The 24,893-nt window shown below is 74.0% G+C and carries 27 protein-coding genes and 1 pseudogene; 16 read left to right on the top strand and 12 right to left on the bottom strand.

The genetic code is table 11. The annotated features are described in order from the left end of the window. Positions 1 to 6 precede the first annotated feature (6 nt). A complete protein-coding gene (locus tag ABZ321_RS36510) occupies positions 7 to 417 on the bottom strand; it encodes a VOC family protein (protein WP_354899990.1) in 411 nt (136 codons plus the stop codon). A gap of 53 nt (positions 418 to 470) precedes the next feature. Next, positions 471 to 1,412 (bottom strand): helix-turn-helix domain-containing protein, encoded by a 942-nt coding sequence (locus ABZ321_RS36505; RefSeq protein WP_354899987.1) that lies wholly within the window; start codon positions 1,410 to 1,412, stop codon positions 471 to 473. Positions 1,413 to 1,483: 71 nt separating this feature from the next. Between ABZ321_RS36505 and ABZ321_RS36500 the strand changes: the two genes are divergently transcribed. After that, on the top strand, positions 1,484 to 2,509 hold the full coding sequence (locus tag ABZ321_RS36500) for an NAD(P)H-binding protein (RefSeq protein ID WP_354899984.1): 1,026 nt from the start codon (positions 1,484 to 1,486) through the stop codon (positions 2,507 to 2,509). Between the two features lie 81 nt (positions 2,510 to 2,590). On the opposite strand, the gene ABZ321_RS36495 is transcribed toward ABZ321_RS36500, so the two are convergent. Further along, positions 2,591 to 2,965 carry a transposase gene (locus ABZ321_RS36495; protein ID WP_354899981.1) on the bottom strand — a complete coding sequence of 125 codons (375 nt, stop codon included), beginning with the start codon at positions 2,963 to 2,965 and terminating at the stop codon, positions 2,591 to 2,593. 69 nt (positions 2,966 to 3,034) lie between these two features. Further along, positions 3,035 to 3,533: pseudogene (locus ABZ321_RS36490) on the bottom strand (transposase); the annotation flags it as partial. Positions 3,534 to 3,700: 167 nt separating this feature from the next. Between ABZ321_RS36490 and ABZ321_RS36485 the strand changes: the two are divergent. Then, entirely contained in the window at positions 3,701 to 3,949 is a 249-nt protein-coding gene (locus tag ABZ321_RS36485; RefSeq protein WP_354899978.1) for a three-helix bundle dimerization domain-containing protein, read from the top strand. 156 nt (positions 3,950 to 4,105) lie between these two features. Here ABZ321_RS36485 and ABZ321_RS36480 read toward each other — a convergent pair whose 3' ends face one another. Then, entirely contained in the window at positions 4,106 to 4,678 is a 573-nt protein-coding gene (locus tag ABZ321_RS36480) for a hypothetical protein (RefSeq protein ID WP_344514572.1), read from the bottom strand. A 93-nt stretch (positions 4,679 to 4,771) separates the two neighbouring features. Continuing rightward, positions 4,772 to 5,146: a VOC family protein gene (locus ABZ321_RS36475; RefSeq protein ID WP_354899975.1), complete on the bottom strand. Its 375-nt coding sequence runs from the start codon at positions 5,144 to 5,146 to the stop codon at positions 4,772 to 4,774. 73 nt (positions 5,147 to 5,219) lie between these two features. Here ABZ321_RS36475 and ABZ321_RS36470 point away from each other — a divergent pair, with 73 nt between their 5' ends. From ABZ321_RS36470 to ABZ321_RS36445, 6 genes are all read left to right on the top strand, one after another. After that, positions 5,220 to 5,651 carry a hypothetical protein gene (locus tag ABZ321_RS36470; protein WP_354899972.1) on the top strand — a complete coding sequence of 144 codons (432 nt, stop codon included), beginning with the start codon at positions 5,220 to 5,222 and terminating at the stop codon, positions 5,649 to 5,651. A 107-nt stretch (positions 5,652 to 5,758) separates the two neighbouring features. Then, positions 5,759 to 6,217 carry a hypothetical protein gene (locus tag ABZ321_RS36465; RefSeq protein ID WP_354899969.1) on the top strand — a complete coding sequence of 153 codons (459 nt, stop codon included), beginning with the start codon at positions 5,759 to 5,761 and terminating at the stop codon, positions 6,215 to 6,217. 95 nt (positions 6,218 to 6,312) lie between these two features. After that, a complete protein-coding gene (locus ABZ321_RS36460) occupies positions 6,313 to 8,514 on the top strand; it encodes an MMPL family transporter (RefSeq protein ID WP_344514580.1) in 2,202 nt (733 codons plus the stop codon). A 28-nt stretch (positions 8,515 to 8,542) separates the two neighbouring features. After that, positions 8,543 to 9,874, top strand: coding sequence for a potassium transporter TrkG (locus ABZ321_RS36455; protein ID WP_354899965.1), 1,332 nt, complete (start codon positions 8,543 to 8,545; stop codon positions 9,872 to 9,874). Between the two features lie 18 nt (positions 9,875 to 9,892). Beyond that, positions 9,893 to 10,561, top strand: a complete 669-nt coding sequence (locus tag ABZ321_RS36450; RefSeq protein ID WP_344514584.1) for a TrkA family potassium uptake protein — start codon at positions 9,893 to 9,895, stop codon at positions 10,559 to 10,561. A gap of 57 nt (positions 10,562 to 10,618) precedes the next feature. Beyond that, positions 10,619 to 11,377 carry an alpha/beta hydrolase gene (locus tag ABZ321_RS36445; RefSeq protein WP_354899962.1) on the top strand — a complete coding sequence of 253 codons (759 nt, stop codon included), beginning with the start codon at positions 10,619 to 10,621 and terminating at the stop codon, positions 11,375 to 11,377. Positions 11,378 to 11,458: 81 nt separating this feature from the next. Here ABZ321_RS36445 and ABZ321_RS36440 read toward each other — a convergent pair whose 3' ends face one another. Further along, positions 11,459 to 12,049 carry a hypothetical protein gene (locus ABZ321_RS36440; RefSeq protein WP_344514588.1) on the bottom strand — a complete coding sequence of 197 codons (591 nt, stop codon included), beginning with the start codon at positions 12,047 to 12,049 and terminating at the stop codon, positions 11,459 to 11,461. Positions 12,050 to 12,185: 136 nt separating this feature from the next. Here ABZ321_RS36440 and ABZ321_RS36435 point away from each other — a divergent pair, with 136 nt between their 5' ends. The 8 genes from ABZ321_RS36435 (at position 12,186) to ABZ321_RS36400 (ending at position 19,387) form a co-directional block, all read left to right on the top strand. Beyond that, positions 12,186 to 12,653 carry a chemotaxis protein CheX gene (locus ABZ321_RS36435; RefSeq protein ID WP_354899959.1) on the top strand — a complete coding sequence of 156 codons (468 nt, stop codon included), beginning with the start codon at positions 12,186 to 12,188 and terminating at the stop codon, positions 12,651 to 12,653. 116 nt (positions 12,654 to 12,769) lie between these two features. After that, a complete protein-coding gene (locus ABZ321_RS36430) occupies positions 12,770 to 13,702 on the top strand; it encodes a nitroreductase (protein ID WP_354899956.1) in 933 nt (310 codons plus the stop codon). Between the two features lie 68 nt (positions 13,703 to 13,770). Further along, positions 13,771 to 14,082 carry an antibiotic biosynthesis monooxygenase gene (locus ABZ321_RS36425; protein ID WP_354899953.1) on the top strand — a complete coding sequence of 104 codons (312 nt, stop codon included), beginning with the start codon at positions 13,771 to 13,773 and terminating at the stop codon, positions 14,080 to 14,082. Next, complete coding sequence (locus ABZ321_RS36420) at positions 14,079 to 14,759, top strand: alpha/beta hydrolase family protein (protein WP_354899950.1); 681 nt, start codon at positions 14,079 to 14,081, stop codon at positions 14,757 to 14,759. Before ABZ321_RS36425 ends, ABZ321_RS36420 begins: the two co-directional genes overlap by 4 nt. Positions 14,760 to 14,878: 119 nt before the next feature. Beyond that, positions 14,879 to 16,408 carry an alkaline phosphatase D family protein gene (locus ABZ321_RS36415; protein ID WP_344514597.1) on the top strand — a complete coding sequence of 510 codons (1,530 nt, stop codon included), beginning with the start codon at positions 14,879 to 14,881 and terminating at the stop codon, positions 16,406 to 16,408. 125 nt (positions 16,409 to 16,533) lie between these two features. Further along, positions 16,534 to 17,214 (top strand): hypothetical protein, encoded by a 681-nt coding sequence (locus ABZ321_RS36410; RefSeq protein WP_354899947.1) that lies wholly within the window; start codon positions 16,534 to 16,536, stop codon positions 17,212 to 17,214. A gap of 138 nt (positions 17,215 to 17,352) precedes the next feature. Next, positions 17,353 to 18,699: a lamin tail domain-containing protein gene (locus tag ABZ321_RS36405; protein ID WP_354899944.1), complete on the top strand. Its 1,347-nt coding sequence runs from the start codon at positions 17,353 to 17,355 to the stop codon at positions 18,697 to 18,699. An 82-nt stretch (positions 18,700 to 18,781) separates the two neighbouring features. Beyond that, positions 18,782 to 19,387: a dihydrofolate reductase family protein gene (locus tag ABZ321_RS36400; protein ID WP_354899941.1), complete on the top strand. Its 606-nt coding sequence runs from the start codon at positions 18,782 to 18,784 to the stop codon at positions 19,385 to 19,387. A gap of 141 nt (positions 19,388 to 19,528) precedes the next feature. On the opposite strand, the gene ABZ321_RS36395 is transcribed toward ABZ321_RS36400, so the two are convergent. The 5 genes from ABZ321_RS36395 to phnC are packed head-to-tail and all read right to left on the bottom strand — an operon-like array spanning position 19,529 to position 24,891. After that, the gene (locus ABZ321_RS36395; protein ID WP_354899938.1) at positions 19,529 to 20,575 is read right to left on the bottom strand and encodes a zinc-binding dehydrogenase; all 1,047 of its coding nucleotides are present in this window, start codon (positions 20,573 to 20,575) and stop codon (positions 19,529 to 19,531) included. 1 nt (position 20,576) lies between these two features. Next, the gene (locus ABZ321_RS36390) at positions 20,577 to 21,257 is read right to left on the bottom strand and encodes an HAD-IA family hydrolase (protein ID WP_354899935.1); all 681 of its coding nucleotides are present in this window, start codon (positions 21,255 to 21,257) and stop codon (positions 20,577 to 20,579) included. 15 nt (positions 21,258 to 21,272) lie between these two features. After that, entirely contained in the window at positions 21,273 to 22,391 is a 1,119-nt protein-coding gene (locus tag ABZ321_RS36385; RefSeq protein ID WP_354899932.1) for a TIGR03364 family FAD-dependent oxidoreductase, read from the bottom strand. Next, positions 22,388 to 24,115 carry a phosphonate ABC transporter, permease protein PhnE gene (phnE, locus tag ABZ321_RS36380; protein ID WP_354899929.1) on the bottom strand — a complete coding sequence of 576 codons (1,728 nt, stop codon included), beginning with the start codon at positions 24,113 to 24,115 and terminating at the stop codon, positions 22,388 to 22,390. The genes ABZ321_RS36385 and phnE overlap by 4 nt, the downstream gene beginning before the upstream one ends. Further along, positions 24,112 to 24,891, bottom strand: a complete 780-nt coding sequence (gene phnC, locus ABZ321_RS36375; RefSeq protein ID WP_354899926.1) for a phosphonate ABC transporter ATP-binding protein — start codon at positions 24,889 to 24,891, stop codon at positions 24,112 to 24,114. Before phnC ends, phnE begins: the two co-directional genes overlap by 4 nt. Positions 24,892 to 24,893 lie beyond the last annotated feature (2 nt).

Here is a 24,893-nt window from a genome sequence, read left to right as displayed (position 1 = left end):
GTGCGGTCAGGCGCTCTCGGAGACCTCGAAGCCGACGAGCCAGTGCAGGCCGAAGCGGTCGATGACCTGGCCGTCGGACGCGCCCCAGGCCCGCTGCTGCAGGTCGTCCACGACCCGGCCGCCGTCGGCGAGGCCGGCGAACCACTTGCGCAGGGTGGCGGGGTCGGCGGTGCCGAGCAGCGACAGCATCATGCCTTCGCACCGGAACGCTGCCTCGTCCCCCGCCACGTCGGCGGCGAAGAGCGCGACCGGCCCGCCGGTCAGGTAGCCGTGGGCGACGGCGTCAGCGGGGCCGTCGGTCCGGTTGAACTCGGCGAACGTGTGCAGCTGCACCGCGCAGCCGAAGACGTCGCCGTAGAACGTCAGGGCCTCGCGGGCGCTTCCGGGGAAGTGCAGGTAGGGCGTCGGGGCGGTCATGTTGTGGATCTTACGTACCGCGGCCGCTTCGCGCTGACCCTGATCGATGCGGGTCATGGAGGGGCGCGGAACGTGCGGCGGTAGGTGTCCGGCGGGACGCCGAGCGTCCGCTGGAAGTGCCGGCGGAGGGTCGTGGCGGTGCCCATGCCGGCGGCGGAGGCGATGGCGTCGATGCCGTCGTCGGTGCTCTCCAGGAGCTGCTGGGCGCGGCGGATGCGTTGCGCGTGCAGCCACTGCAGCGGGGTGGTGCCGGTGACGGCGTGGAAGAGGCGGGCCAGGTGCCGGGAGCTCAGGTTCGCCCGGGCGGCCAGGTCCTCCACGGTGAGCGGCTGGTCGAGGCGCTGCATCACCCACGGGAGCAGGTCGGACAGGGGGTGGCCGTCCTCGTCCGGCACCGGCGTGGTGACGAACTGGGCCTGGCCGCCGGCGCGGTGCGGCGGCACGACGAGGCGGCGGGCGACGATGTTGGCGACGGTCGAGCCGTGGTCGAGGCGGACCAGGTGCAGGCACAGATCCATGGCGGCGGCCTTGCCGGCGGACGTGAGGACGCGGCCGTTGTCGATGTACAGCACATCGGGGTCGACGGCCACCCGTGGGTAGCGCGCGGCGAGCTCGTCGGTGTGCGCCCAGTGCGTCGTGGCGCGGAGCCCGTCGAGAATGCCGGCGGCCGCCAGTACAAAGGCGCCGGTGCACAACGAGACGACCCGGGCGCCGGCGTCGTGGGCCGCGCGCACCGCCTCGACCAGGTCGGCCGGTGGGTCGGCGGCGACGTCGGCGAGCGCCGGCACGATGACGGTGCGGGCGCGCGCCAGGTGGTCGAGGCCGTGGTCGGGCTCCAGCCGGAAGCGGCCGGCCCGCACGCCCCGCGGGCCGCACACCGCGAGGTCATACCAGGGGCCGGTGAGCGCGTCCGGCGGCGGGCCGAACACCTCGCACGCCAGGGCGAGCTCGAAGTGCAGCATCCCGTCGGTGGCGGCGACCGCGACAGAGGTCATGTCGGAAATTGTACGGGTCGCGTCGTTCCGGACACTGGTGCGGCTCGGCGGGCCGGGACAGGATCGTCCGCGTGGATCACTTCAAGGCAGAGGTCGCCGTGTACGGCGCCTACGGGCACACGGGAAAGTTCGTCGTCGCGGAGCTGGCCGAGCGCGGGTACACCCCGCGGCACGTGGGCCGCGACGCCGCCAAGCTGCCGGCCGGCGGGTGGCAGGCGGCGGTGGACGACCCGGCCGCGCTCGACCGCGCGCTGGACGGCGCGGCGGCCGTCATCAACACCGCCGGGCCGTTCGCCACGACCGCCGCGCCGCTGGTCGAGGCCGCGTTGCGGGCGGGCATCCCGTACGTCGACGTCGCCGCCGAGATCGAGGCGAACCGCGACACGTTCAGCCACTTCAAGGACCGCGCGGGGAACACCTCGGTCGTGCCGGCGATGGCGTTCTTCGGCGGGCTCGGGGACCTGCTCGTCACCACCGCGATGGGCGACCGGACCACCGGCGGCGAGGTGCACGTGGCGTACGGCCTGAGCGGCTGGCACCCGACCGCCGGGACCCGGGTCGCGGGCGCCGTGTCGGGGGAGCGGCGGGGCGGGCGCAGGGTCCGCTACAGCGGCGGGCGCCTCCAGTACCACACCGACACCCTGCCGGTCCTGGAGTGGCCGTTCCCGGCGCCGCTCGGTCCGCGCGACGTCATCGGGGAGTTCACGATGGCCGACGTCGTCACCGTCCCCAGCCACCTCGCGGTCCCGGAGGTGCGCACGTACATGACCGCCACAGCCGCCGCGGACCTGGCCGCGCCGGAGACCCCGGCCCCGGCCGCCGTCGACGCGCGGGGCCGCTCCGCGCAGACGTTCATGGTCGACGTCGTGATCCGCTCCGGCACCGAGGAGCGCCGCATCACCGCGACCGGCCAGGACATCTACGCGATCAGCGCGCCCCTGGCGGTCGAGGCCGTCGACCGGATCCTCACCGGCCGCGTCAGGACCACCGGTGTGGCCTCGGCCGGCGCCGCCTTCGACGCCCCGGACTTCCTGCGCGCGCTGTCGCCGCACCTGTCCGTGCACACGCCGGACGGCGGCACGTTCACCGCCCGTTAACCGTAGGACCGGCGGCCGGTGGGCATGAGACGGCAGAGACACGAGTGAGAGGACGATGCAATCTTGACAGTCCTCCCCGTCCTAAAGGGCGGGGATTCCCTGGGTCACCCCAGGGGGTTCCTGCTTCACCGGCGACTGCCTCGTCTGAGAGGACTCTCGTTGAGGTCTTACACCGCCTCCACAGGCGATCACGGAGAGCCCCTCCGCGAGGATGTTGCGGGCTGCGTTGACGTCGCGGTCGTGGGTGTGCCCGCACCGGCAGGTCCACGACCGCACGTGCAGCGGCATCCGCTCAGCGAGCGCACCACAGGTCGAGCACAGCTTGGACGACGGGAACCAGCGGTCCACGGCGACCAGGGTGCGGCCGTGCCATCCGGCCTTGTCTTCGAGCATGGTGCGGAACTGCCGCCAGGCCGCGTCGGAGACGGCGCGAGCCAGGCGGTGGTTTCGGATCATGTTGCGCACGGAGCCCTGCGTCGACACCGACCGCGCCCGTGGCCGGGACTGGCTCGACCCGGTCGTCGCAGAGCAGCGAGACGAACCAGCGGCCGGCGGTGTCCTGGGACACGGTCACCGTGGACGGCGAGGCTCCCTCGGGCAGCGGCCGGGACCATACGATGTCCAGGGGTTCGGTCATCTTGGCCAGGGTGAGCCGGCCGTCGCGGTACCGGAACGCGCTGGTCGTGTACTCCGCCGAGCGGCGCGACCGCTTCCTGGACTTGAACGTCGGATACTTGGCCCGCTTCGCCCAGAAGTTCGTGAACGCCACCTGCAAGTGGCGCAGCGTCTGCTGCAACGGCACGCAGGAGACCTCGTTGAGGAACGCCAGCTCGTCGGTCTTCTTCCACGCGGTCAGCATCGCGCTGGTGGCGTTGTAGTTGACCCGTTCCTGGCGCAGCGTCCACGCCTCGGTCCGGGCCTGCAACGCCAGGTTGTAGACCAGTCGGACACACCCGAACGTCCGAGCAAGCTCGGCGGCCTGCCCGGGGGTCGGGTAGAAGCGGTACTTGAACGCCCGCTTCACAGCCCTGGACACGGCCCACACGATAACGGCCTGGATGGTGAACCTTGCGGTGACACCCGGGCAAGCGCCGATCCGCCTTGGCGGCGGATCGGCCTTCCCTGCCCTGCTCCGCAGGAGTTCCGTTTCCTTCCCGGCCTGAAGGCCGGAGTATCCACGGAAGGAATCCGATGACCGGTCACGACGGGGTCGCTCACCTGGGCGACATCGACACGGCACTGCGGCGCGAGGCCGACATCCTGTCCGAGCGGTTCCCCGACGCCCCGCGGGCCGAGGTCGACGCCCTGGTCCACGAGGTCTACGCCGAGCTGCTGCGCGACGCCGAGGTGGAGACGCACGTGCTGTCGCTGACCCGGCCGCGGGTGATCGAGCAGCTACGCGAGCGCGGGTACGACCTGCACGAGCCCGAGGCCGGCTAGCGCTTACGGCGGGCGGTTGCGGCGGCGGCTGACCGGCACGCGGGACGGCAGGCCGAGCGGGCCGGGACGAGGCGGCGTTGAGGGCCAGCCCGCCGAGCAGCGCGACGTTGACCAGCACCCCTCACGAAAGGCGAGGCCAGGCGTAACAGGGTGGGCTCACCGGGGATCGGTCGAGCTGACCACCGCGGCCCTCTGCTCCGGCTCGAGACGGTCGAGCCATGGCGGTGGCCAGGACGAGGTCGGAATGTCCCCGGCAAGCCCGAGGTCTGTGCGCGCGGCCCGGTAGAACGCCTTTCTGGTGAGCTCGAACTCGTCGAGGGCATGTGCCCAGTTGTCCCTTCCGGTCAGTATTCCGCGGGCGAAGAACTCCAGCTGCCACACGCTCTGGTGCCAGGCGCGCGCGGCCTCGATGGTTTCCGGATTGCCGAGCAGGAGAACTGTCTCCCACACCTGTGCCCGCAGGCCTGCCGCTGCGGCCAGCTCCACCTGGCCGCGTTCCAGCGGCACCAGGTCCGACGAGTGCGGGAGCCCTCGTGTGCGAGCCATGCCGGTCGAGAGGTGGACCATCTTCTTGACGGCGTTGCAGTACTCCGTGTACGCGGCCAGCCGGGCCGCATCCCATCGCACGCGCTGATCCCTGCGCCAGCGGGCCCGTTCACCGAGATTCGACAGGATGAAGCCCAGGACCGTGCCGATGACCGCGCCCGCAAGCGCAGACAGCTCTTGCATGGTGTCCCCTCACGCTCGCCTACCGCCACTGTGGGGCAAGGACGCAACGTCGGCGTCGCCGCGCCGAAGGGTGGCGGCGCCCCGCACCGCCGATCACGGCGCGGCGGCGAGGCAGAACGGGTGGCCGGCCGGGTCGAGCAGGACCGTCCAGCGGTCCTCGCCCGGCTGGTGCGGGGCGAGAGTCGCGCCGAGCTCGATCATGCGGGCCAGCGCGGCGGCCGGGTCGTCGGCGTACAGGTCGAGGTGGAACTGCTGCGGAGCGGAGGGGTCCGGCCAGCGCGGTGGCCGGTGGTCGGCGGCCCGCTGGAAGCACAGGTTGATCCCGCCGGGCGGCACCGCGGCGAGCGCGACGGCGTCGTCGCCGTCGTGTTCCCGGTCCGCGCCGGTGACCGCCTGGTAGAAGTCGGCCAGGGCCCGCGGGTCGGGGCAGTCGAGCGTGACCGAGCCGACGCGTGCGACAACCGTCATGACGGGGACCCTACCGCCGCACGCATTGATGTACGGTGCCGCTGTCGGCGCTCGCGGATGTGGGGACGGGGACATGCTCAGGTTCGCGCGATGGGTGCTGCTCGCCTTCTGCCTGCTCAGTCTGGTGCCGCTGCTGACCGGCCGCGGCGGGCTCGGCGAGTACCTGCGCGGGGCGTCGCTCACCACCGCGCACGTCGGCACGTGCGTGGAGGACATCGACCAGCTTGAGCGGTCGCACATCACCTGCACGGCCCGGTGGCCGGAGGGCGCGGGTGACGTGATCGGCATTGCCCCGGAAGGTGTGACGGCCGTCGACGCCGGCGTGAGCGGCTCCCACTACGAGGTCCGCCTGCCGGGCGGCGAGGACCTGCGGGTGTTCGCCCGCGGCGCCGAGGCCAGGGCCGCCGACAGCAAGTCGATGCTGGTCGGCGGCGGTGTCCTGCTGGTGACGGTCGCCCTGCTCGCGTGGGAGCTCACGGTCGTCGTGCGCCGCAGGCGCGGCTGACGGCGTCCGGCGAGCGGGCCGGGCGTCGGCCAGGCGCCGCGGTGACCGCCGCCGTGCGGCCGGCATCTCCGCCGCGGTGGTTGACCCGGTCGCCGACAATGCAGTGCATGGTTGCGTTCGATGTCGTCCTGCGCGGGTACGACCGGCGTGCCGTCGACGCCCTGGTGCGGGCGGTCGAGGCGGCCGCGGGCGACCGGGACCGGATCGCCGCCGCGGTGCGCGCGGCCGGCCGGCTGCCGGTGGTGCTCCGCGGCTACTCGCCGGTCCAGGTCGACGCCTGGCTGGCGGCCTCCCGCACCGCCGAGCCGGATCCCGGCGCCGGCCCCGCCCCGGTCTGGGCGGCGGCCGTCGAGCTGCCGGTCGTGCTGCGCGGGTACCGCCCCGCGGAGACCGACGCGCTGTTCACCCTCGTCGCCGGTGCGATCGCGAGCGGCGACGCCGCCCGGAGGGCCGACGCGCTGCGGGCGATCGGCGACGCGCGCCTGCCGGTCGCGTTCCGCGGCTTCGACCGGGCCGCGGTCGACGCCTGGCTCGCTCGGGCCGCCCGCCAGCTGCGCGGACGGTAGGGCTGTCCCTACCGGGCCGCCGCCCGCCCGCCCCACCCCGGGTCCGCCGGTCCGCCGGATCGATCCGGGGCGGGCGCCTCAATAGCGTTCCAAGCATGGAATCCAGGGACAACGTGAAGGGCATCGCGGCGCGGGTCGCGGTGTGGAGCGCCCGCCATCGCGCGCTCGCCATCATCGGATGGCTCGTCTTCGTCGTCGGGGTCACCGCGCTCAGCGGGCAGGCCGGGATGGTCGAGGCGGGCAGCGGCGACTTCGGCAACGGCGAGTCGGGCCGCGCCGACCGGATCGTCGCCCAGGCCGGCTTCCCCGAGCAGGGCGCCGGCGAGATGGTGATCGTCACCAGTAAGTCCACAGTGGACGACCCGGACCTCGAGGCCGCCGTCGCGGAGGTCACCGCCGCCGTGAACGGCACCGGCGCCACCGAGCCCGTCGCGGCGCCGGTCACCTCCGAGGACGGCAGGTCGGTGCTGCTCACGTTCACCGTGCGCGGCGACCCGGAGACCGCCAAGGACCGCATCCAGCCGGTCCTCGACGCCGTCGCCGGCGTGCAGCGCGCGCACCCACAGCTGTACATCGCCGAGGCCGGCGACGCCAGCGGCGACAAGCTCATCGGCGACGAGCTCGACGAGGGCCTGAACCGGCTGTCGATGCTGTCGATCCCGGTCACCCTCGGCATCCTGCTCGTCGCGTTCGGCGCGATCGTCGCGGCGCTGCTGCCCGTCGGGCTGGCCGTCACCGCGGTCGTCGGGGCGGTCGGGCTCCTCGCGTTCGCCAGCCACCTCGCGCCGGCCGTCGACACCACGATGCACGTCATGCTGCTGGTCGGGCTCGCCGTCGGCGTCGACTACTGCCTGTTCTACATCCGCCGGGAGCGCGACGAGCGGCGCAACGGCGTCGACCCGCACCGGGCCCTGGTCATCGCCGCGCAGACGTCCGGCCGGTCGATCTGGGTCTCAGGGCTGACCGTCATCGTCGCCATGGCCGGCATGTTCCTGACCCGCGACACGACGTTCGTCAGCTTCGCCGTCGGCACCATCCTCGTCGTCGCCACGGCCGTCCTCGGCTCGCTGACCGTCCTGCCGGCGCTGCTGTCCGCGCTCGGCGACCGGGTCGACCTCGGGAAGATCCCCGGCCTGTACCGCCGGCGCGGCGGCGGAGGCCGCGTCTGGGGTGCGGTGCTGCGGCTGGTGCTGAAGCGCCCGCTGGTCTCCACCGTCGTCGCCGTCGCCGCGCTCGGCGTGCTCGCCGCGCCCGCGCTGGACCTGCGCACCAAGGGTGAGGGCGTCGAGGACCTGTCCCCGAGCGCGCCGATCACCCAGGCGTTCCTGGCGATCCAGGCGGCGTTCCCCGGCGGCACCGGGCCCGCCGAGGTCGTCGTCAAGGCGCCCGCCGTCACCGGAGCCGGGTGGGACGCGGCGGTGGCGGAGTTCAAGCGGCAGGCGCTCGCCACGGGCAAGCTGCACGAGCCGGTCACGGTGACCGTCAACCCCGCCGGCGATGTGGCCGTCATCAGCGTCGGCCTCTCCGGTACCGGCAGCGACCGCGCCTCCGAGGAGGCCCTGGCGGCCCTGCGCGGGACGGTCATCCCCGCGACGCTCGCGAAGCAGCCGGGCGCGTGGGTCGGCGTCACGGGCGGCACCGCCGGCTCGAAGGACTTCAACGACCAGCTCGCCGGCTCCATGCCGCTGGTCTTCGGGTTCGTGCTGGGGCTGGCGTTCCTGCTGCTGCTCGTGTCGTTCCGGTCGGTCGTCGTCGCCGTCACCGGCGTGGTGCTCAACCTGCTGTCGGTCGCCGCGGCCTACGGGATGCTGGTGTTCGTCTTCCAGTACGGCCACTTCGAGTCGCTGCTGGACTTCCGGGCCGCCGACGGCATCACGAACTGGATGCCGCTGTTCCTCTTCGTCATCCTGTTCGGCCTGTCGATGGACTACCACGTCTTCGTCGTCAGCCGCATCCGCGAGGGCCACGACCGGGGGCTGCCGACCCGGCAGGCGGTCACCGAGGGCATCACCGCCACCGCCGGCGTCATCACCAGCGCCGCCGCGGTCATGGTGGCGGTGTTCGCGCTGTTCGCCACGCTGCCCCTGGTCTCCACCAAGGAGCTCGGCGTCGGGCTCGCGGCGGCGGTCCTGCTCGACGCGACGATCGTCCGGGCGGTGCTCCTGCCGGCCACGATGGCCCTGCTCGGCGAGCGCAACTGGTGGCTGCCCCGCTGGCTCGGCTGGCTGCCGGAGGTCTCCCACGACGTGCCGGCGCAGGCCACCGACGCCCGGGAGCTGGCGGCGAGCAGCGTGTGACCGCCGCCGCGGCCATAGGATCTTCCCCATGCTCCGTGCCCTGCGGCACCCGACCCGCCTGCTGCCGACGGCGTTCCTGGCCGCGCTCGCCGTCGGCACCGGCCTGCTCATGCTCCCCGCGGCCCGCGCCGCCGGGGAGCCCGCGCCGTTCCTGGTGGCGCTGTTCACCGCCGCGTCGTCGGTGTTCATCACCGGCATGAGCACCGTCGACCCGGCGACCTACTGGTCACCGGCCGGCCAGGGCATCATCCTCGGCCTCATCCAGGTCGGCGGCTTCGGCATCATGACCTTCGCGACCGTCCTCGGGCTGATGGTCTCGCGCCGGCTCGCGCTGCGCACCCGGCTCGTCGCCCAGGCCGAGACCCGCTCGCTCAACCTCGGCGAGGTGCGGGCGCTGCTGCTGCGGGTCCTGGCCATGATGGTCGGCTTCGAGCTGGTGGTCGCCGCCGTGCTGACCGTCCGCTTCCGCACCACCTACGACGACTCGTTCGGCACCGCGCTCTGGCACGGCGTCTTCCACGCGGTCAGCGCCTTCAACAACGCCGGGACCACGCTGTACTCCGACAGCTTCATGGGCTTCGTCGGCGACCCGTGGATCTGCGGCACCGTCGCCGTCGCCGTCGTCCTCGGCGGTCTCGGGTTCCCCGTGATGCTGGAGCTCTACCGGGAGTGGCGCAAGCCGCGGTACTGGTCGATCCACACCCGCCTCACCGTCTGGGGCTCGGCGATCCTGCTGCTCGTCGGCGCCGGCGCGGTCACCGCCTTCGAATGGTCCAACCCCGCGACCCTCGGCCCGCTCAACTGGTGGCAGACCCTCGTCGGCGGCACGTTCTCCGGTGTCAGCCCCCGCACCGCCGGGTTCAACAGCATCGACTACGCGGCGGCCCGCCCGGAGACTCTCGCCCTCACCAACGTCCTCATGTTCATCGGCGGCGGCAGCGCCGGCACGTCCGGCGGTATCAAGGTCACCACGTTCTTCCTGCTCGCGTTCGTCATCTGGGCCGAGGTGCGGGGCGAGGACGACGTCAACGTCGGCGCCCGCCGGGTCCCGGCGCAGACGGTCCGGCAGGCGGTCACGGTCGCGCTGCTGGGCGTCGGCATCGTCGCGCTGGGGACGCTGGTCCTGCTGCTGATCACCGCGCTGCCGTTCGACCGGGTGCTGTTCGAGGCGACCGCCGCGTTCTCCACCGCCGGGCTGTCCACCGGCATCACCGCGTCCCTGCCGCCGGCCGGCCAGCTGACGCTCGTCGCGCTGATGTTCATCGGCAGGGTCGGTACGATCACGGTGGCCTCCGCGATCGCGCTGCGGCACCGGAAGCTGCGCTACCGCCTGCCCGAGGAGCGGCCGATCATCGGGTGACGTTTCCGGGGAGGCTCCATGGGCAAGAGCGACGCGTCGGGCGGCGTGGTGGTCATCGGCCTCGGCCGCTTCGGCGGGCAGGTCGCCGAGTCGCTCACCGAGCTCGGCCACGAGGTCCTCGGCATCGACGAGAACGCCGAGATCGTGCAGAAGCTGGCCAACGTCCTCACCCACGTCGTGCAGGCCGACTCCACCGACGAGGAGGCCCTGCGCCAGATCGGCGTCCCCGAGTTCAACCGCGCCGTCGTCGGGATCGGCACCGACATCGAGGCGAGCGTCCTGACCGTCCTGGCCCTCACCGAGCTCGGCATCGAGGAGATCTGGGCCAAGGCCATCTCCGCCAAGCACGGCCGCATCCTGGAGCGCGTCGGCGCCCGGCACGTCGTCTTCCCCGAGGCCGACATGGGCGTCCGCGTCGCGCACCTCGTCACCGGCAAGCTGCTGGACTTCATCGAGTTCGACGACGGCTACGCCATCGCCAAGGTCTGCCCGCCCGACGACATGATCGGCCGGACCCTGACCCAGCTCGCCCTGCGCACCCGGCACGGCATCACCGTCGTCGCCGTCAAGCGCGCCGGCGAGGAGGCGGAGACCGCCCTGCCCGACACCGTCATCCAGCGCGGCGACACCCTGATCGTCTCCGGCCCGACGGAGAAGGTCGAGCAGCTGGGCGCCCGCCCCAGCTGAGTCGGCAGCGCCACCGTGCGGCATGATCGGTCGCGGGCGGACGGCGGGGAGGTCCCGGTGCGGCGATACGTGGACGGCGACGGCATGCGTATGTGGTACGACGAGCGTGGCACGGGCGAGCCGGTGGTGCTGCTGCACGGCGCGATCGTCCACTCGCGCTGCTTCGCCGGCAACCTGGACGCGCTGGCGGAATCGTTCCGGCTCTACCTTCCGGACCGGCGCGGCCACGGGCACACCCCGGACCCGGGTGGCCCGCTCAGCCCGCAGGTGATGGCCGCGGACATGGTCGCGTTCCTGGAGACCGTGGTGGGTGGACCGGCCGCCCTGGTCGGGCAGAGCGCGGGCGCGGTGGTGGCGCTGCTGACGGCGCTGGCCCGCCCGGACCTGGTGTCCCGGCTGGTGCTGATCAGCGGCGCCTTCCACCAGGACGGCTGGGTGCTGCCGCCCGCCTCGCCGGCGGACATCCCGCAGGTCATCTACGACCAGCACGCCGAGGTATCGCCGGACGGACCGGGGCAGCTGGCCTCCGTCGTCGAGCGGATCGCCGAGTCGGCGGAGGCGGGAGACCTGGCCTTGACCGCGGCCGACCTGGGGGCGGTCGGCTGCCGCACGCTGGTGCTCGTCGGCGACGACGACGCCGTCTCCCTGGAGCACACGCTGGAGCTCTACCGCGGGCTGCCCGACGCCGAGCTCGCCGTGGTGCCACGCGCCTCGCACACGCTGCTGATCGAGCGGCCGCAGCTGTGCACCGGCCTGGTCGCGGCGTTCCTCGGCGGGCCACCGGCGACGACGCACATGCCGATCCGCCGGGCCTGAGTGGGTGCAGCCCGGGCGGCATGACCGGCGCATACGAACGGCCCGGGACGCGAGGTCCCGGGCCGTTCGTCGAAGGGGTGGTCAGATGAGCCAGCGGTTGCGCTGGACGAAGGGGAGCTTGGCCCAGAGGCGGCCGAGGCCCCAGGTGTGGCCGGCGTACGCGGCGGCGAGGACGACCAGCACCACCGCGTAGACCAGGTGGTAGTCGGCGAACGGGTTGGTCGAGCCGCTCGCGGCGCCGGCCGCGGTGTGCTGCGCGATCGGGAACTCCGCCAGCCACATCATCGCCATGATGAGCGCGCCCGACGCGGCGGCGATCCGCAGGCCGATCCCGGCGATGAGGGCCAGGCCGACGCCGAGCATGCCGAGCATGAACAGCCAGTTCGCCCACCAGGTGCCGGCCATGGCGTGGAACGCCGACTGCAGCGGGCCGACGTCGACGGAGCTCAGGAAGCCCTTCGTGGGCGAGCCGCCGTTGATCCAGGCCTTCGCCGACGGGGTCGCGTAGCCGAGGCCGAACGTCTTGTCGAGGAACGCCCAGAGGAACACGAACCCGGTGCCGATCCGCAGCACCGCGAGCGCCTTCGCGGCGGTCTTGGTGAGCATGCTGCCGGGGGCTTCGACCCGCTCGAGGTGGCTGACGGGGGTGTGGTGGACGGATGCGGCGCTCATTTCGGGCCTCCAGTCGGTGTCCTTGACGACTTCAGTGTTGCCGCCGCGGCGCCGGTGCGAACGGGCCGGAAGTCCCGTGTTCGCGGGACCTCAAGCCGGGCGCGGGCCTGCCGATGGGACCACCGGGGGTGGTCTCGTGGACCCGGAGCCGTCGCTGTCCGAGGACGACGTGCGGGGCATCGTCTGGCAGGTGTGGACGGCGTACCTGAACTGCGCGCCGGAGGTGACGCCCGCCCCGGAGCCGCCGGCGGACACCGCGGACGTGACGGCCAGCATCGGCCTCGCCGGCGCGTGGAACGGCCTCGCCGTGCTGCGCTGTGGGCTGCCGGTCGCGGGGGTGGTCGCCGGCGCGATGCTCGACGTCGACCCCGCGAGCGCCAACGCCGACGACTGCGCCGACGCGCTCGGCGAGCTGGTCAACATCCTCGCCGGCAACGTGAAGAGCCTGCTGCCGAAGCCCAGTCACCTGTCGCTGCCGCAGGTGGTGGTCGGCCGGGCGAAGATCGTGTGGCCCGGCACGACGCCGTTGCACACGCTGCAGGTCACGCTGAACACCGAGCCGATGCTCCTGACGATCCTGCACGGCCAGCCCAAGCCCGCCTGACCCCCCGCCTGACCCCGGAGAGAGGGTGGACGGGACCTTCGCCTCTGGCGGTCGCCCGGCGTCCCGGGGAAGCGTCGTACCCGGCAGATACCGTGCGCACCCGCCGGGGGGCATCCATGTGGGACCAGGACACGTTCGTCTCCGCGGTCGGCGACGCCGTGCGGGCGCCGTCGATCCACAACAGCCAGCCGTGGCGCTTCCGCCGCACGGAGGGCGGCATCGAGGTGCGCGTCGACCCGGCGAGGGCGCTGCCGGCCACGGACCCGGACGGCCGGGCCGCGCGCGTGTCGTGCGGCGCCGCGGCGGCCAACCTCGCCCTGTCACTCGCGGTCGCCGAGGCGCCCGCGGACGTCGCGACCCATGCGGGCGTGTTGCACCTGACGCCGGCCGTACCGCGGCCGCCGACGCCGCTGGAGCGCCGCCTGCACTGGCAGATCTGGCGCCGGCACACCAACCGGTCGCCGTTCGCCGACACCGCCGTCGCCGCCGACGTCACCACCCAGCTCGTGCGGCAGGTCGAGTCGGACGGCGGCTGGCTGGACCTGGTCGAGGACGGACCGGACCTGCACGCCCTGGCGGCGCTCACCCATGAGGCCGACACGGAGCTGCGCGCGGACCCCCGGTACCTGGCCGAACTGCGCGCCTGGAGCACCGGCGCCGACCAGGACGTGGAGGGTGTCGGGCCGCAGGCGGCCGGCGCCACGCCACACCCGGGGGAGCTGATGACCCGACGGGACTTCGGCGGCCCCGGCCACGAGGACACCCGCGACCCCGGCCGCGGCCCGGTCGTCGCCGTGTTCGGCGTCCACGGCGACCGGCCCGCCGACGAGCTGCGCGCCGGCATCGTGCTGCAGCGGCTGCTGCTGCTCGCCGCCGACCTCGGCCTGACCGCCGCGCTGTTCTCCCAGCCGATCGAGGTGCCGGGCGTGCGCGAGCAGGTGCGGCTCGCCCTGCACCGGTCCCACGACCCGCAGCTCGTGCTCCGCTTCGGCTACGCACCGTCGACGTGCTTCACGAACCGCCGCCCGCCGTCCGACGTCATCGGGTAGCCCGGGGGCTTCCGCAGACCGCGTCCAGATGGAAACATCGGTTCTCACAGCGGAACGAGGGGAGTCCCATGCACGTCGTCGTCAGCCAGGCCTGGACCCGGGACGCGGAGGGCCACGCCGACGCGTACGTCGCGCTGTCCGCGCGGTTCGCCGACTACTTCGCCGCCCATCCCGGCTTCCGGGGCCGCTGGCTGGTGCGCGACGCCGACGACCCGACGCACTTCACCCACATCCGCCTCTTCGACACGGCGGAGTCCTACGCCGAGGCGACCCGCACACCCGGCTACGTCGAGCACACCGAAGCCATGTACGAGCATCTCCGCCCGTACGACACCTATCCCCGCATGACCGGCGAGGTCGTGCTGGAGGACCGGCCGTGACCGTGTTCGTCCTGGTCCATGGCGCCTTCCGGGGCGCGTGGTCGTGGTCGCGGGTCCGCCGCCTGCTGACGGCCGCCGGTCACGAGGCGCACACGCCGTCGCTGACCGGCATGGGCGACCGCCGCCACCTCACCGCCGAGCCGCCCTCCCTGGACACCTGGGCCCTCGACGTCGCCAACCTCCTGACCGAGGAGGACCTGCACGACGTCGTCCTCGCCGGCCACAGCCAGGGCGGCATCGCGATCGCCGCCGCGGCGCCCAGGTGCGCCGGCCGCCTGGCCAGGCTCGTCTTCGTCGACGCGCCCGAGCCCCTGCCGGGCGAGCGCGCCGCCGCCCTCCTCGGGCCCGTTCCCGACCTGCCCCGCGACCTGTGGCTGCAACCGAAGCCCCTCCAGGCCGGCGCCGGCCTCGACGAGGACACGGCCGCCTGGATGAACGCCCGCCTCTGCCCGACCCCGCTCGCCCCCTCCCTGGACCCCATGCCCGCGCACACGGCGGCTTCGGCGTCGGTGCCGCGCACGCACATCTTCTGCACCGCGACCCCACCCGGCTACCCGGCCGCCGTCACCCGCGCCCGCCTCGACGCGGCCGGCACCCCGTACCACCTCATCGACAGCGACCACGACGCCCCGATGACCCACCCCGCCGACCTCGCGGCGCTCCTCACGGGTCGCTGACGAGCGCCGTCCGACGGCGGGCGCCCCCGCGACGCCGGTAACGCTGCGGCCGGGAAGTGGTCCGGAGCCGTTCACGTCGATGGCATCGGTCGATCGGCCCGCTCGCGTAGACCAAGGGCATGACTTCTGGAACCTGGAACCGCCGGCGGGTGCTGGGCACCTCGGCGGCCGTCGCGGCCGGTGCCGTCACGGCGTCCGCGCTGCCGGCCACGCCGTCCGTCGCGTTCGTGCCCGACGGCCGGCCGGTGCTGACCCACGGTGTGCAGAGCGGCGACGCGTTCGGCTCGGCGGCGAACATCTGGACCCGGGCCGACCGGGCCGGGCGGATGCTCGTGGAGCTCAGCGACCGCCCCGACTTCCGGCACGCGCGGACGCTGCGCGGCCCCGTGCTCGCCGCCGGCAGCGACTTCACCGGCAGCCTGCGGATCCACGGCCTGGTGCCGGGGCGCCGCACGTACTACCGGGTCCGCGCCGACGCCGGGCACGGCCGGGTGAGCGAGCCGGTCGGTGGCTCGCTGCGCATCCCGGCCCGGCACGAGGGCGTGCGGTTCGTGTGGACCGGTGACATCGCCGGCCAGGGCTACGGCATCAACCCCGACGTGGGCGGCATGCGCATCTTCCGCGCGATGCGCGACGTGCGCCCCGACTTCTTCCTGTGCAGCGGCGACACCGTCTACGCCGACGGGCCGGTGCCGGAGACCGTCGCGCTGCCCGACGGGCGGGTGTGGCGCAACGTGACGACCGAGGCGAAGAGCAAGGTCGCCGAGACGCTGCAGGAGTACCGCGGCCAGTACGCGTACAACCTGCTCGACGCCAACCTGCGTGCCTTCACCGCGGAGGTGCCGCAGCTCAACCAGTGGGACGACCACGAGGTCCGCAACAACTGGTTCCCCGGCCAGATCCTCGACGACGCGCGGTACACGGAGAAGCGCGTCGACGTGCTCGCCGCCCGCGCCAGGCAGGCGTTCTACGAGTGGCAGCCGATCAGCCCCGGGCCCGTGTACCGCAAGGTGTCCTACGGCCCGCTGCTGGACCTGTTCAAGCTCGACATGCGCACCTTCAAGGACGCCAACGACGGCAACACCTACGCCGACCGGTCCCGGGGCCTGCTCGGCGCGCAGCAGCGGGCCTGGCTGACCCGGGAGCTGCTCAGCTCGCGGGCGACGTGGAAGGTCATCGCGATCGACCTGCCGCTGGGCCTGGTCGTCCCCGACGGCGCCGCGGCGCAGGAGGGCGTCGCGCAGGGCGACCCGGGCGCGCCGCTGGGGCGGGAGCTCGAGTTCGCGTCGGTGCTGCAGGCCGCGCACCGTCACGGTGTACGGGGCATCGTCTTCCTCACCGCGGACGTGCACTACACCGCCGCCCACCACTACGACCCCGCGCGGGCCGCGATCCAGGACTTCACGCCGTTCTGGGAGTTCGTGTCCGGGCCGGCGAACGCGGGTGCGTTCGGGCCGAACGCCCTCGACGCGACGTTCGGGCCGCAGGCCGCGTTCGTGCACGCCCCACCGCGCGCGAACGCCTCGCCGATGGAGGGATTCCAGCACTTCGGGCAGGTCGACATCGACCCGCACACCAGGGCGCTGACCGTCCGCCTCCGCGACCTCGACGGCGCGGTGCTGTGGACGACGACGCTGCCCGCCGCCTGAGCTGAGCGGCACCGCGGGCGGTCCGGGTTCCCGGGCCGCCCGCGCCGGTAACGCGCCGGCCCGGCGATCCGCCCTTTGTCTGTACGGGTGTTGTCCGCCCGGGGGAAGGGTGAGGTGGCGAGGGAATGTTCGGCCCGTGGCTCAGCACGACCGGTCCGCGCCGGCGGCGCGAGCGGTCCGCGCCCGCCGGACGCGACGAGACCTCCGGCGCCGGCTCCGGCGGAGGCGCCGACCCCGACGGCACCGGCCGCGCCCCGGACGGCACCAGCCGGCCTCTGCACGGCGCCGGCGGCGGGCGGGACGACGCGGCTCACCAGCGGGTGCGGGACCTGGCCGCGGCCGCCCGCGTGGCGACCGGCCCCGAGGCGCGGGCGCGGGCCGGGACCGAGCTGCGGCACGCGCTGCGGGGCCTGTGCGACCTGGTGCTCGCCGACGGCATGGCCGGGCCCGACCTCGGGGGGCCGGTGCGCGGGCTCGCCGCGGCCATGCCGTTCCCCGTCGTCGTGACCGTGGACGTCGGGCCGGCGGCGAACGCGGTGGCCTCGACGGCGTACGCGGTGATCTGCGAGGCCCTCGCCAACGTCGCCGGGCACGCGCACGCCCGGCGGGCGGTCGTCACGGTCCAGCGGCACGGCCGGACGGTGCAGGTGGCGGTGGCGGACGACGGCGTCGGCGGCGCGCAGCCGGTCATCGGCGGCGGGATCGTCATGGTCGCCGCCCGGGTCGCGGCGCTCGGTGGCCTGCTGCACCTGGACAGCCCCGCCGGCAGCGGCACGCACCTGACGGTGGAGCTCCCGGCCGGCTGATCCGCTCCCGCTGACCGGAGCCGAGGGCGGGAGAAGCTGCCGGCGCGACGGGCGCTGTTCGCGGCGCGTTCAACGGGCCGACGTCGCCGTCAGGAAGGCTGCGAACTTCGACACCCGTCCATGTCTGGAGCGTCCTTCGTGCGTGTTCGCCAGTCCCTCACAGCTGTCATCGTCGCCGCGCTGACCGTCCCGCTGCTGCCCGCCCCCGCGGCGCACGCGGCGGCGACCGGCGTGCGGATCAACGAGGTCGAGTCCAGCGGCGGCAGCCCGGGCGACTGGGTCGAGCTGACCAACACCGGCACCACCGCGGTCAGCCTCGCCGGATGGGTCGTCAAGGACAACGACGACGCCCACCAGTACGTCATCGGCGGCGGCGTGAGCCTGGCGCCCGGCGCGTACCTCGCCGTCGACGTCGAGAGCGCGTTCGGCCTCGGCAGCGCCGACAGCGTCCGCCTGTACGAGCCCGGCGGCACCCTCGCCGACTCCTACACCTGGTCGAGCCACGCGAGCAGCACGTACGGCCGCTGCCCGAACGGCACGGGCAGCTTCGTCACCACGAGCGCCGCCACGAAGGGCACCGCGAACGCGTGCCCGCCGCCGCCCCCGGCCGCCTGGCCCGGCGGGTCGGCGGTCGCCGACGCCGACGCGAGCAACGCCTTCGGGGAGAACCTCAGCGGCCTGTCGTACGAGTCCGCGTCCGTCGTCTGGGCGGTCCGCAACGGCGCCGGCACGCTGCACCGGCTGACGCCGAACGGCACGACGTGGCAGAAGGCGGCCACGTACACGCTGCGCTACGCCAACGGCAGCGGCGACCCGGACGCCGAGGGTGTCGTCGTCACCCCCGACGGGATCATGGTGGTGACCGAGCGGGACAACGCCAAGAGCGGCACCAGCCTGCAGAAGATCCTGCGGTACAACCCCTCCGGCAGCACGGTGAACGCCTCCGCCGAGTGGAACCTCACCGCCGACCTGCCGGGCACCGCCGCGAACAGCGGCCTGGAGGCCATCGCGTGGGTGCCGGACACCGCCCTCGTGGCGGCGGGCTTCCGCGACGAGCGCACCGGCGGCGCCTACACGCCGTCGTCGTACGCCGGCCACGGCACCGGCCTGTACCTCGTCGGCGCCGAGGCCACCGGCACCGTCTACGCGTATGCGCTGAACCTCGCGGGCACCGGCTACACCCGGGTCGCCGCGTTCCCGAGCGGCCTCGCCGCCGTCATGGACCTCGAGTACGAGCCGTCGACCGGCCGCCTGTGGGCCGCCTGCGACGACACCTGCTCCGGCCGCTCCACCACCCTGACCATCAACGCGCAGGGCACCTTCACCCCGACCGCCACCTACAACCGCCCCTCCGGCATGTCGAACTACAACAACGAGGGCCTCGCCTTCAGCCCCGCGTGCTCGGGCGGCACGAAGCAGGTCCTGTGGGCCGACGACAGCAACGACGGCGGCCACGCCCTGCGCAGCGGCACCCTGTCCTGCTGATCGTCCTGCTGATCGCCGCCGGTGCGGGCCGGCCATGGTGCATGCTGGCTCCTCGGGTGGCGTCCGGGACGAAGGAGGATGCATGGGCAAGGTCGTGGCATCGGCGTCGATGTCGCTGGACGGGTACATCGCGAAGGACGACAACACGATCGGGCGTCTCTTCGACTGGTTCCAGAACGGGGACGTGGAGCTGCCCACCGTGGCCGGGCACTTCACGTTCCACGTGAGCCGGCCGAGCGCCGACTACTGGACGCAGTGGGTCTCGCAGATCGGTGCGCTGGTCTGCGGGCGGACGCTCTTCGACTTCACCGACGGGTGGGGCGGGCAGCACACGATGGGCATGCCGGTCGTGGTGGTCACCCATCAGGTGCCCGCCGAATGGGTGGCGGCGCATCCGGGTGCCCCGTTCCACTTCGTCACCGACGGCGTCGCGGCGGCGGTCGCGAAGGCCCAGGAGATCGCCGGCGACCGGATCGTGGCGGTCACCGCCGGCACGATCGCCGGGCAGTGCCTGGAGCTCGGCCTGCTCGACGAGGTCGCGGTCGACCTGGTGCCCGTCGTGATGGGCAAGGGCCGGCCGTTCTTCGGCGACCTCGCCGCAGGGGACGCCCTGCTCGGCGACCCGACCGTCTGCATCCAGGGCGACCGGGTCACCCACCTGGTGTTCCCGGTCGACCGCGCCGCCTGACGCGGCACCCATCGGACCGGCCGCGTCGCGGCGCGATCGCGCTGCGACCGGTCCGGCGGCCTCCTTGCAAGGGCCAGGCCGGTCCGGTGGCGGGTCTGGCGGGCGTCCGGCGAGGGCCGGTCCGGTCCGGTGGCGGCGTGGTCAGCGACGCGGGTCGACGGCCTGGCGCAGCGCCGGTGACCGGCCGGCCGCCGCGAAGGCGCGGTCGAGGTCGGTCAGGGCGAAGCGTTCGCCGACCAGCTCGGCGAACGGGAAGCGGCCGGCGTGCCCGGTGAGGAACGCGACGGCCCGGCGCAGGTGGCCGGGGCGGTAGTTGTGCACGCCGGTCACGGTCAGCAGGTTGCGCACGAAGCGCTCCGGCGCGATCGTGACCGGCGGGCCGGGGGAGACCGAGCCGGCGAGGACCGCGTGGCCGCCGACGTCCAGGGCGGCCAGGCAGCCCTCGACCGCGGTGGCCGAGCCGGACAGCTCCAGGGCGACGTCGAAGCCGGTCAGCGGCTCGCCGGGGGCGGCCACGCGGTCGGCCCCGAAGCGGGTGGCGAGCCGGCGCCGGGCCGGATCCGGGTCGCTGACCGTGACCTCGGCGCCCGCCGTGGCGCACATCGCGGCGGCCGTGACGCCCAGCAGGCCGGCGCCGGTGACGAGCACGCGGCCCGGCAGCGGCGGTGCGGCGTCCAGCATCGCGGCGACCGTCGCGGTCGCGCAGGACGCCGGTGCGGCCACGACGTCGGGCAGGTCCTCGGGGACCGGCACGATCGTGGTCCCGGCCGGCAGGACCGCGTGGGTGGCGAAGCCGCCGCTGAGGGTCCAGCCGCCGTCGACGGGCTCGTGGCCGAACTTGCGCAGCCGCACGCACTTGTGCTCCAGGCCGCGCGTGCAGCGGGGGCACGCGCCGCAGGAGACGGTCACCGACCAGACCACCCGGTCGCCCGGGCGGACCGGGGCGCCGGGGGCCGCGGCGACGACCCGGCCGACCTGCTCGTGACCGAGGACGGTCGGCGTCGGGGCGGGGCGGTGGCCGGCGACGGTGTGCAGGTCGCTGCCGCAGATCGTGGCCAGCTCGACCTCGACCAGCACCTCGCCGGCGTCCAGCCGCGCCGGCAGCGCGGTGCTGACGACGCGGAAGGGCGATCCGGCGCCGTCCCAGCGAGCGAACCGCACGGTGCCGCCGCCCACGTCGCCGCCCACGTCAGCGCCGGCCGTCGGTGACGGCGTCGATGAGGGCGGGGAGCTCGACGACGCTGCCGAGCACGTGCTGCGCGCCCGCGGCCCGCAGCGCCGGCTCGGCGCGGCCGCCGGTGAGGACGCCGACGACCAGGCCGGCCCCGGCGGCGACGCCGGACGCGGCGTCCGACTCGGTGTCGCCGACCACGACGAGGGCGTCGACGGACCCGGCGCCGGTCCGCAGCAGCGCGGTCAGGTTGAGGTCCGGGGCCGGGCGGCCACGGCCCGCGTCCGCGGGGGTGAGCACGGCGTCGGCCAGGTCCCGCCAGCCGAGGGCGCCGACGACGGCGTCCGCCGTGGCGCGGCCGAACCCGGTGGTGAAGACCACGGCCAGGCCGCGCTCGCGCAGCTCGCGGACGGCCTTCTCGGCGCCGGGGATGGGCGCGCACCGGCCCTCTTCGACCAGCTCGCCGTAGGCCTGCTCGAAGGCCTGGTTGAGGCGCTGCGCCGTGGCCTCGTCGGCGAGGGCGCGGAAGACCTCGATCTTGGACTGCCCCATCGTCGCCCGCACGTGCTCGACGGCGGCCGCGCGGCCCGGGTCGCCGGGCAGCACCCGGTCGAAGGCCCGCTCGAAGCCCAGCTCGACCAGGCCGTCGTCCACGACGGTCGTCCCGGCGAGGTCCAGCACCACGGTCTCGAATCGCATGTTCTCGTTTCCCATCTATGAGGTGGTTCCGAACAGGTCGGTGACGGTCGCGTCGCCCAGGCCGAGGCCGGTGGTCATGCCGATGCCGGTGGTGACCGACACGACCCGCAGCCCGTCCGCGGGCGCGGCGACGAGGAACTCCTCCGGCGCCGACGCGTAGACGCCCTGCCACCGTTCGCGGACCGGCAGGCCGGGCAGGCCGAACAGGTCGCGGGTGACGCCGGCGAGCGCGGCGAAGGACGACTCGGCCTGGAACGGCGCGACCGCGGCGTCCCGGTAGTGGGTGTCGCCGACGATGAGGGTGCCGTCGGGGCGCTGCGTGTACATCTGGTTGAGGTCCAGCGCGTACAGGTCGGGGTGCTCGGCCGAGAGCCGCTCGCGCAGGGCCGCGGCCGCCGGGGTCGCGTTGGTGGCCGAGTACCGCAGCAGCGACCATCCGGTGAGGATCGGGGCGCTCAGCGGCGACGGCAGGGCCCCGGCGTCGACCAGGAGCATGTCCAGGCCGCAGCGTACGACGCCGGCGGCCTCCGCGACGTGCGGGAACAGCTGGTCGACGTCGTGCCCGACGGCGACGACGACCGCGCCGGCGCGGATCGGGCCGCGGGACGTGTGCAGCACGCCGCCGTCGACGCCGAGGGCCGAGGTGCGCCAGCGGAACTCGACGCCGGCCCCGGCCAGGTGCCGGGCCAGCGCCGGGGCGGCCTGCCGCGGGTCGACCTGCAGGTCCCGGGGCAGCCAGGCCCCGCCGACCGCACCCGTCACCGGCGCCCGGTCGCTGACCTCGTCCGGGCGCAACAGGGTCATGGCCGGTTCGTCCTCGCGCCACTGCTCGAGGACGGCCAGCTCGTCGGCGGCCCGGGCGACGATCACGGTGCCGGACTCGCGGGCCCAGAAGCCGGCCCGTTGCGCGTAGCGCAGCCAGAGCTCGCGGGCCCGCTCGGCGTATTCGCGCGCCTGCCCGCTCTGCGCGGTGATGCAGACGTGCCCGAAGTTGCGCACGCTGGCGCCGTGGATCGCGGTGGACCGTTCGACGACGACGACCCGCAGCCCGCGCGCGTGCGCCGCGGCGGCGTGGCCGAGCCCGACGATCCCGGCGCCGACGACGGCGAGGTCGAAGGCGGGGGCGGCGCTCACCGCAGCGCCCGGCGGATGACGGCGGAGACGGCCTCGACCACCAGCACGACGGCCACGAGGACGATGACGAACGCGGTGACCTGGTCGTAGCGGGACACCCGGGTGGCGTCGACGAGGTAGTAGCCGATGCCGCCGGCCGCGACGATGCCGAGCACGGTCGCCGAGCGGATGTTGGAGTCGAGCAGGTAGAGCGTGTGGCCGACGAACGCGGGGACGCTCAGCCGCGCGGTGGAGGAGAAGAACACCTGGGTGCGGGTCGCGCCGACGGAGCGGACGGCGACCTGCGGGCCCGGCGCCGCCTCTTCGAGGGAGTCCGCGATGAGCTTGCCGAGCAGGCCGACGCCGACGAAGCCGAGGGCGAGGGTGCCGGCCTGCGGGCCGAGCCCGGTGACGATGATCAGCACGATGGCCAGGATGAGCTCCGGGACCGAGCGGACCACCAGCAGCAGCAGCCGGGCGGCCGCCCGCGTCGGGCCGTTCGGGGCGGCGTTGCGGGCCGCGAGGGGGCCGACGAGCAGCGACAGCACGACGCTCAGCAGCGTGGCCGCCGCCGCGATCTCCAGCGTCACCAGCAGCGCGTCGAAGACGTCCGCCCAGGTGCGCGGCTCGATCGAGGGTGGCCAGGTCCGGTCGAGGAGGAACGGGATCTGCCCCCAGAAGCGGAACAGGTCCAGCCACTTCGCCTCGGACCCGATGACGGCCGCCACGATGACGGCCACCGCGCCGGCGACGGCCGCCGTGGACCTGACGCGGTCCGCGTTCCACGGGCGGCGCATCGCGGCCGCCACCGCCGCGTCCCGGTCATGGGTCGCGGGGACGGCGGCGGTGACGGGGAGGTCCGGCGTCGGCAGCCGGCGGGCCAGCCGGGAGCCGAGGCTGCGGCCGGTCGGCGCCGCGCCGAGCAGCTGGGCCCGGATCACGGTCGAGACGATCTCGAACAGCACGCACAGGCCGAAGATGACGAGGGCGAACGCCATCGCCTTGTGGTAGTTCAGCGACTCCAGGGACAGGCGCAGGTCGTAGCCGAGGCCGATGATGCCGGCGTAGCCGAGCAGGACCGACCCTCGCAGGTTGATGTCGCTGCGGTGCAGCGTCGTGGCGATCCAGGAGGGCAGCACCTGCGGGAAGATGCCGGACCAGAACTCCTGGGCCCGGGAGGCGCCGGTCGCCCGGATCGCCTGGCGCGGGCCCTCGTCGATCTGCTCGATGGCGTCGGCGAAGAGCTTCGAGATCATGCCGATCGAGTGCAGCGCGATCGCGAGGATGCCGGGCAGCGAGCCCAGCGTGAAGAGCAGCACGAACAGCATGGCCAGCACGACGTCCGGCACGGCGCGGGCCACGACGCCGATCGCCCGGCCGATCGGGACCAGCCACGGCAGCGGGCTGGTGTTGCGGGCCGAGATGTACGCGACCGGCACCGACAGCAGCGCGGAGATCGCGGTCCCGCACAGCACGACGCCGAGGGTGACGCCGATCGAGCGCAGCAGCTCCTGGACCGGCGGGAAGCGCAGCGGCAGCATCCGGTCGAGGAACGGCCCGACCTTGTCGGCGCTCTCGGTGAACGTCTCGGCCGTGAAGCCGATCTCGTTCAGCGACCAGACCGCGAACCCCAGCAGCGCGACGAGCAGGCCGGCCGCGACGATCGTGGACGGGGCCGGTGCGGGGCGCTTCACGACCCGGTCCAGGTCCAGCACCGGCATCTCGGGCAGATCGGTGGCGCTCACTGGACCTCCGCCAGCGACGCCGTCATCCGGCCGTAGATGCGCATCGCCGTCTCGCGGGTGAGACCGGCGGCGGGCGTGTCGAGCACGACGCTGCCGCTGCGCATGCCGACGACGCGCTGCCCCCAGGCGAGCGCGAGCTCCACCTGGTGCAGGCTGCAGATCACGGTCAGCTTGTCCTCGGCGGCGATGTCGCGCAGCAGGGCCATCACCTGGTCGCTGGACTCGGGGTCCAGCGACGCGACCGGCTCGTCGGCGAGCAGGATCTCAGGCCGCTGCATCAGCGCCCGGGCGATGGCGACGCGCTGCTGCTGGCCGCCGGAGAGCGTGTCGGCCCGCTGGTAGGCCTTGTCGAGCAGGCCGACCCGGTCGAGCTGGGTCAGTGCCCGCCGGCGCTGCTCCCGCGGGTAGGACGCGACGCCGATCCGCGGGCCGCGCAGCCCGGCGAGGGCGCCGGTGAGGACGTTCTCCAGCACCGTGAGCCGGCCGACCAGGTGGAACTGCTGGAAGACCATGCCGATGCGGCCGCGCAGCCGGCGCAGGTCGCGGCCGCGCAGGCGGGTGAGGTCCTCGCCGAGGACGCGCAGGTCGCCCGCGCTCGGCGTCTCGAGGCCGTTCATGTGGCGCAGGAGGGTCGTCTTGCCCGAGCCCGAGAGCCCGAGCAGGACGACGATCTCCCCGCGGGTGACCGTCAGCGACACGTCCCGCAGCGCGGTGACCTGCCCGTAGGTCTTGCTGAGCCCGTGCACCTCGACAGCGGGCGCGTCGCTGACAGTCATCG

The sequence above is a fragment of the Dactylosporangium sp. NPDC006015 genome, from assembly GCF_040614215.1.
GTDB classification, from domain to species: Bacteria; Actinomycetota; Actinomycetes; order Mycobacteriales; family Micromonosporaceae; genus Dactylosporangium; species Dactylosporangium maewongense.
The sequence above is the reverse complement of the archived record's forward strand: the minus strand, read 5'-3'. Positions and strand labels throughout refer to the sequence as shown.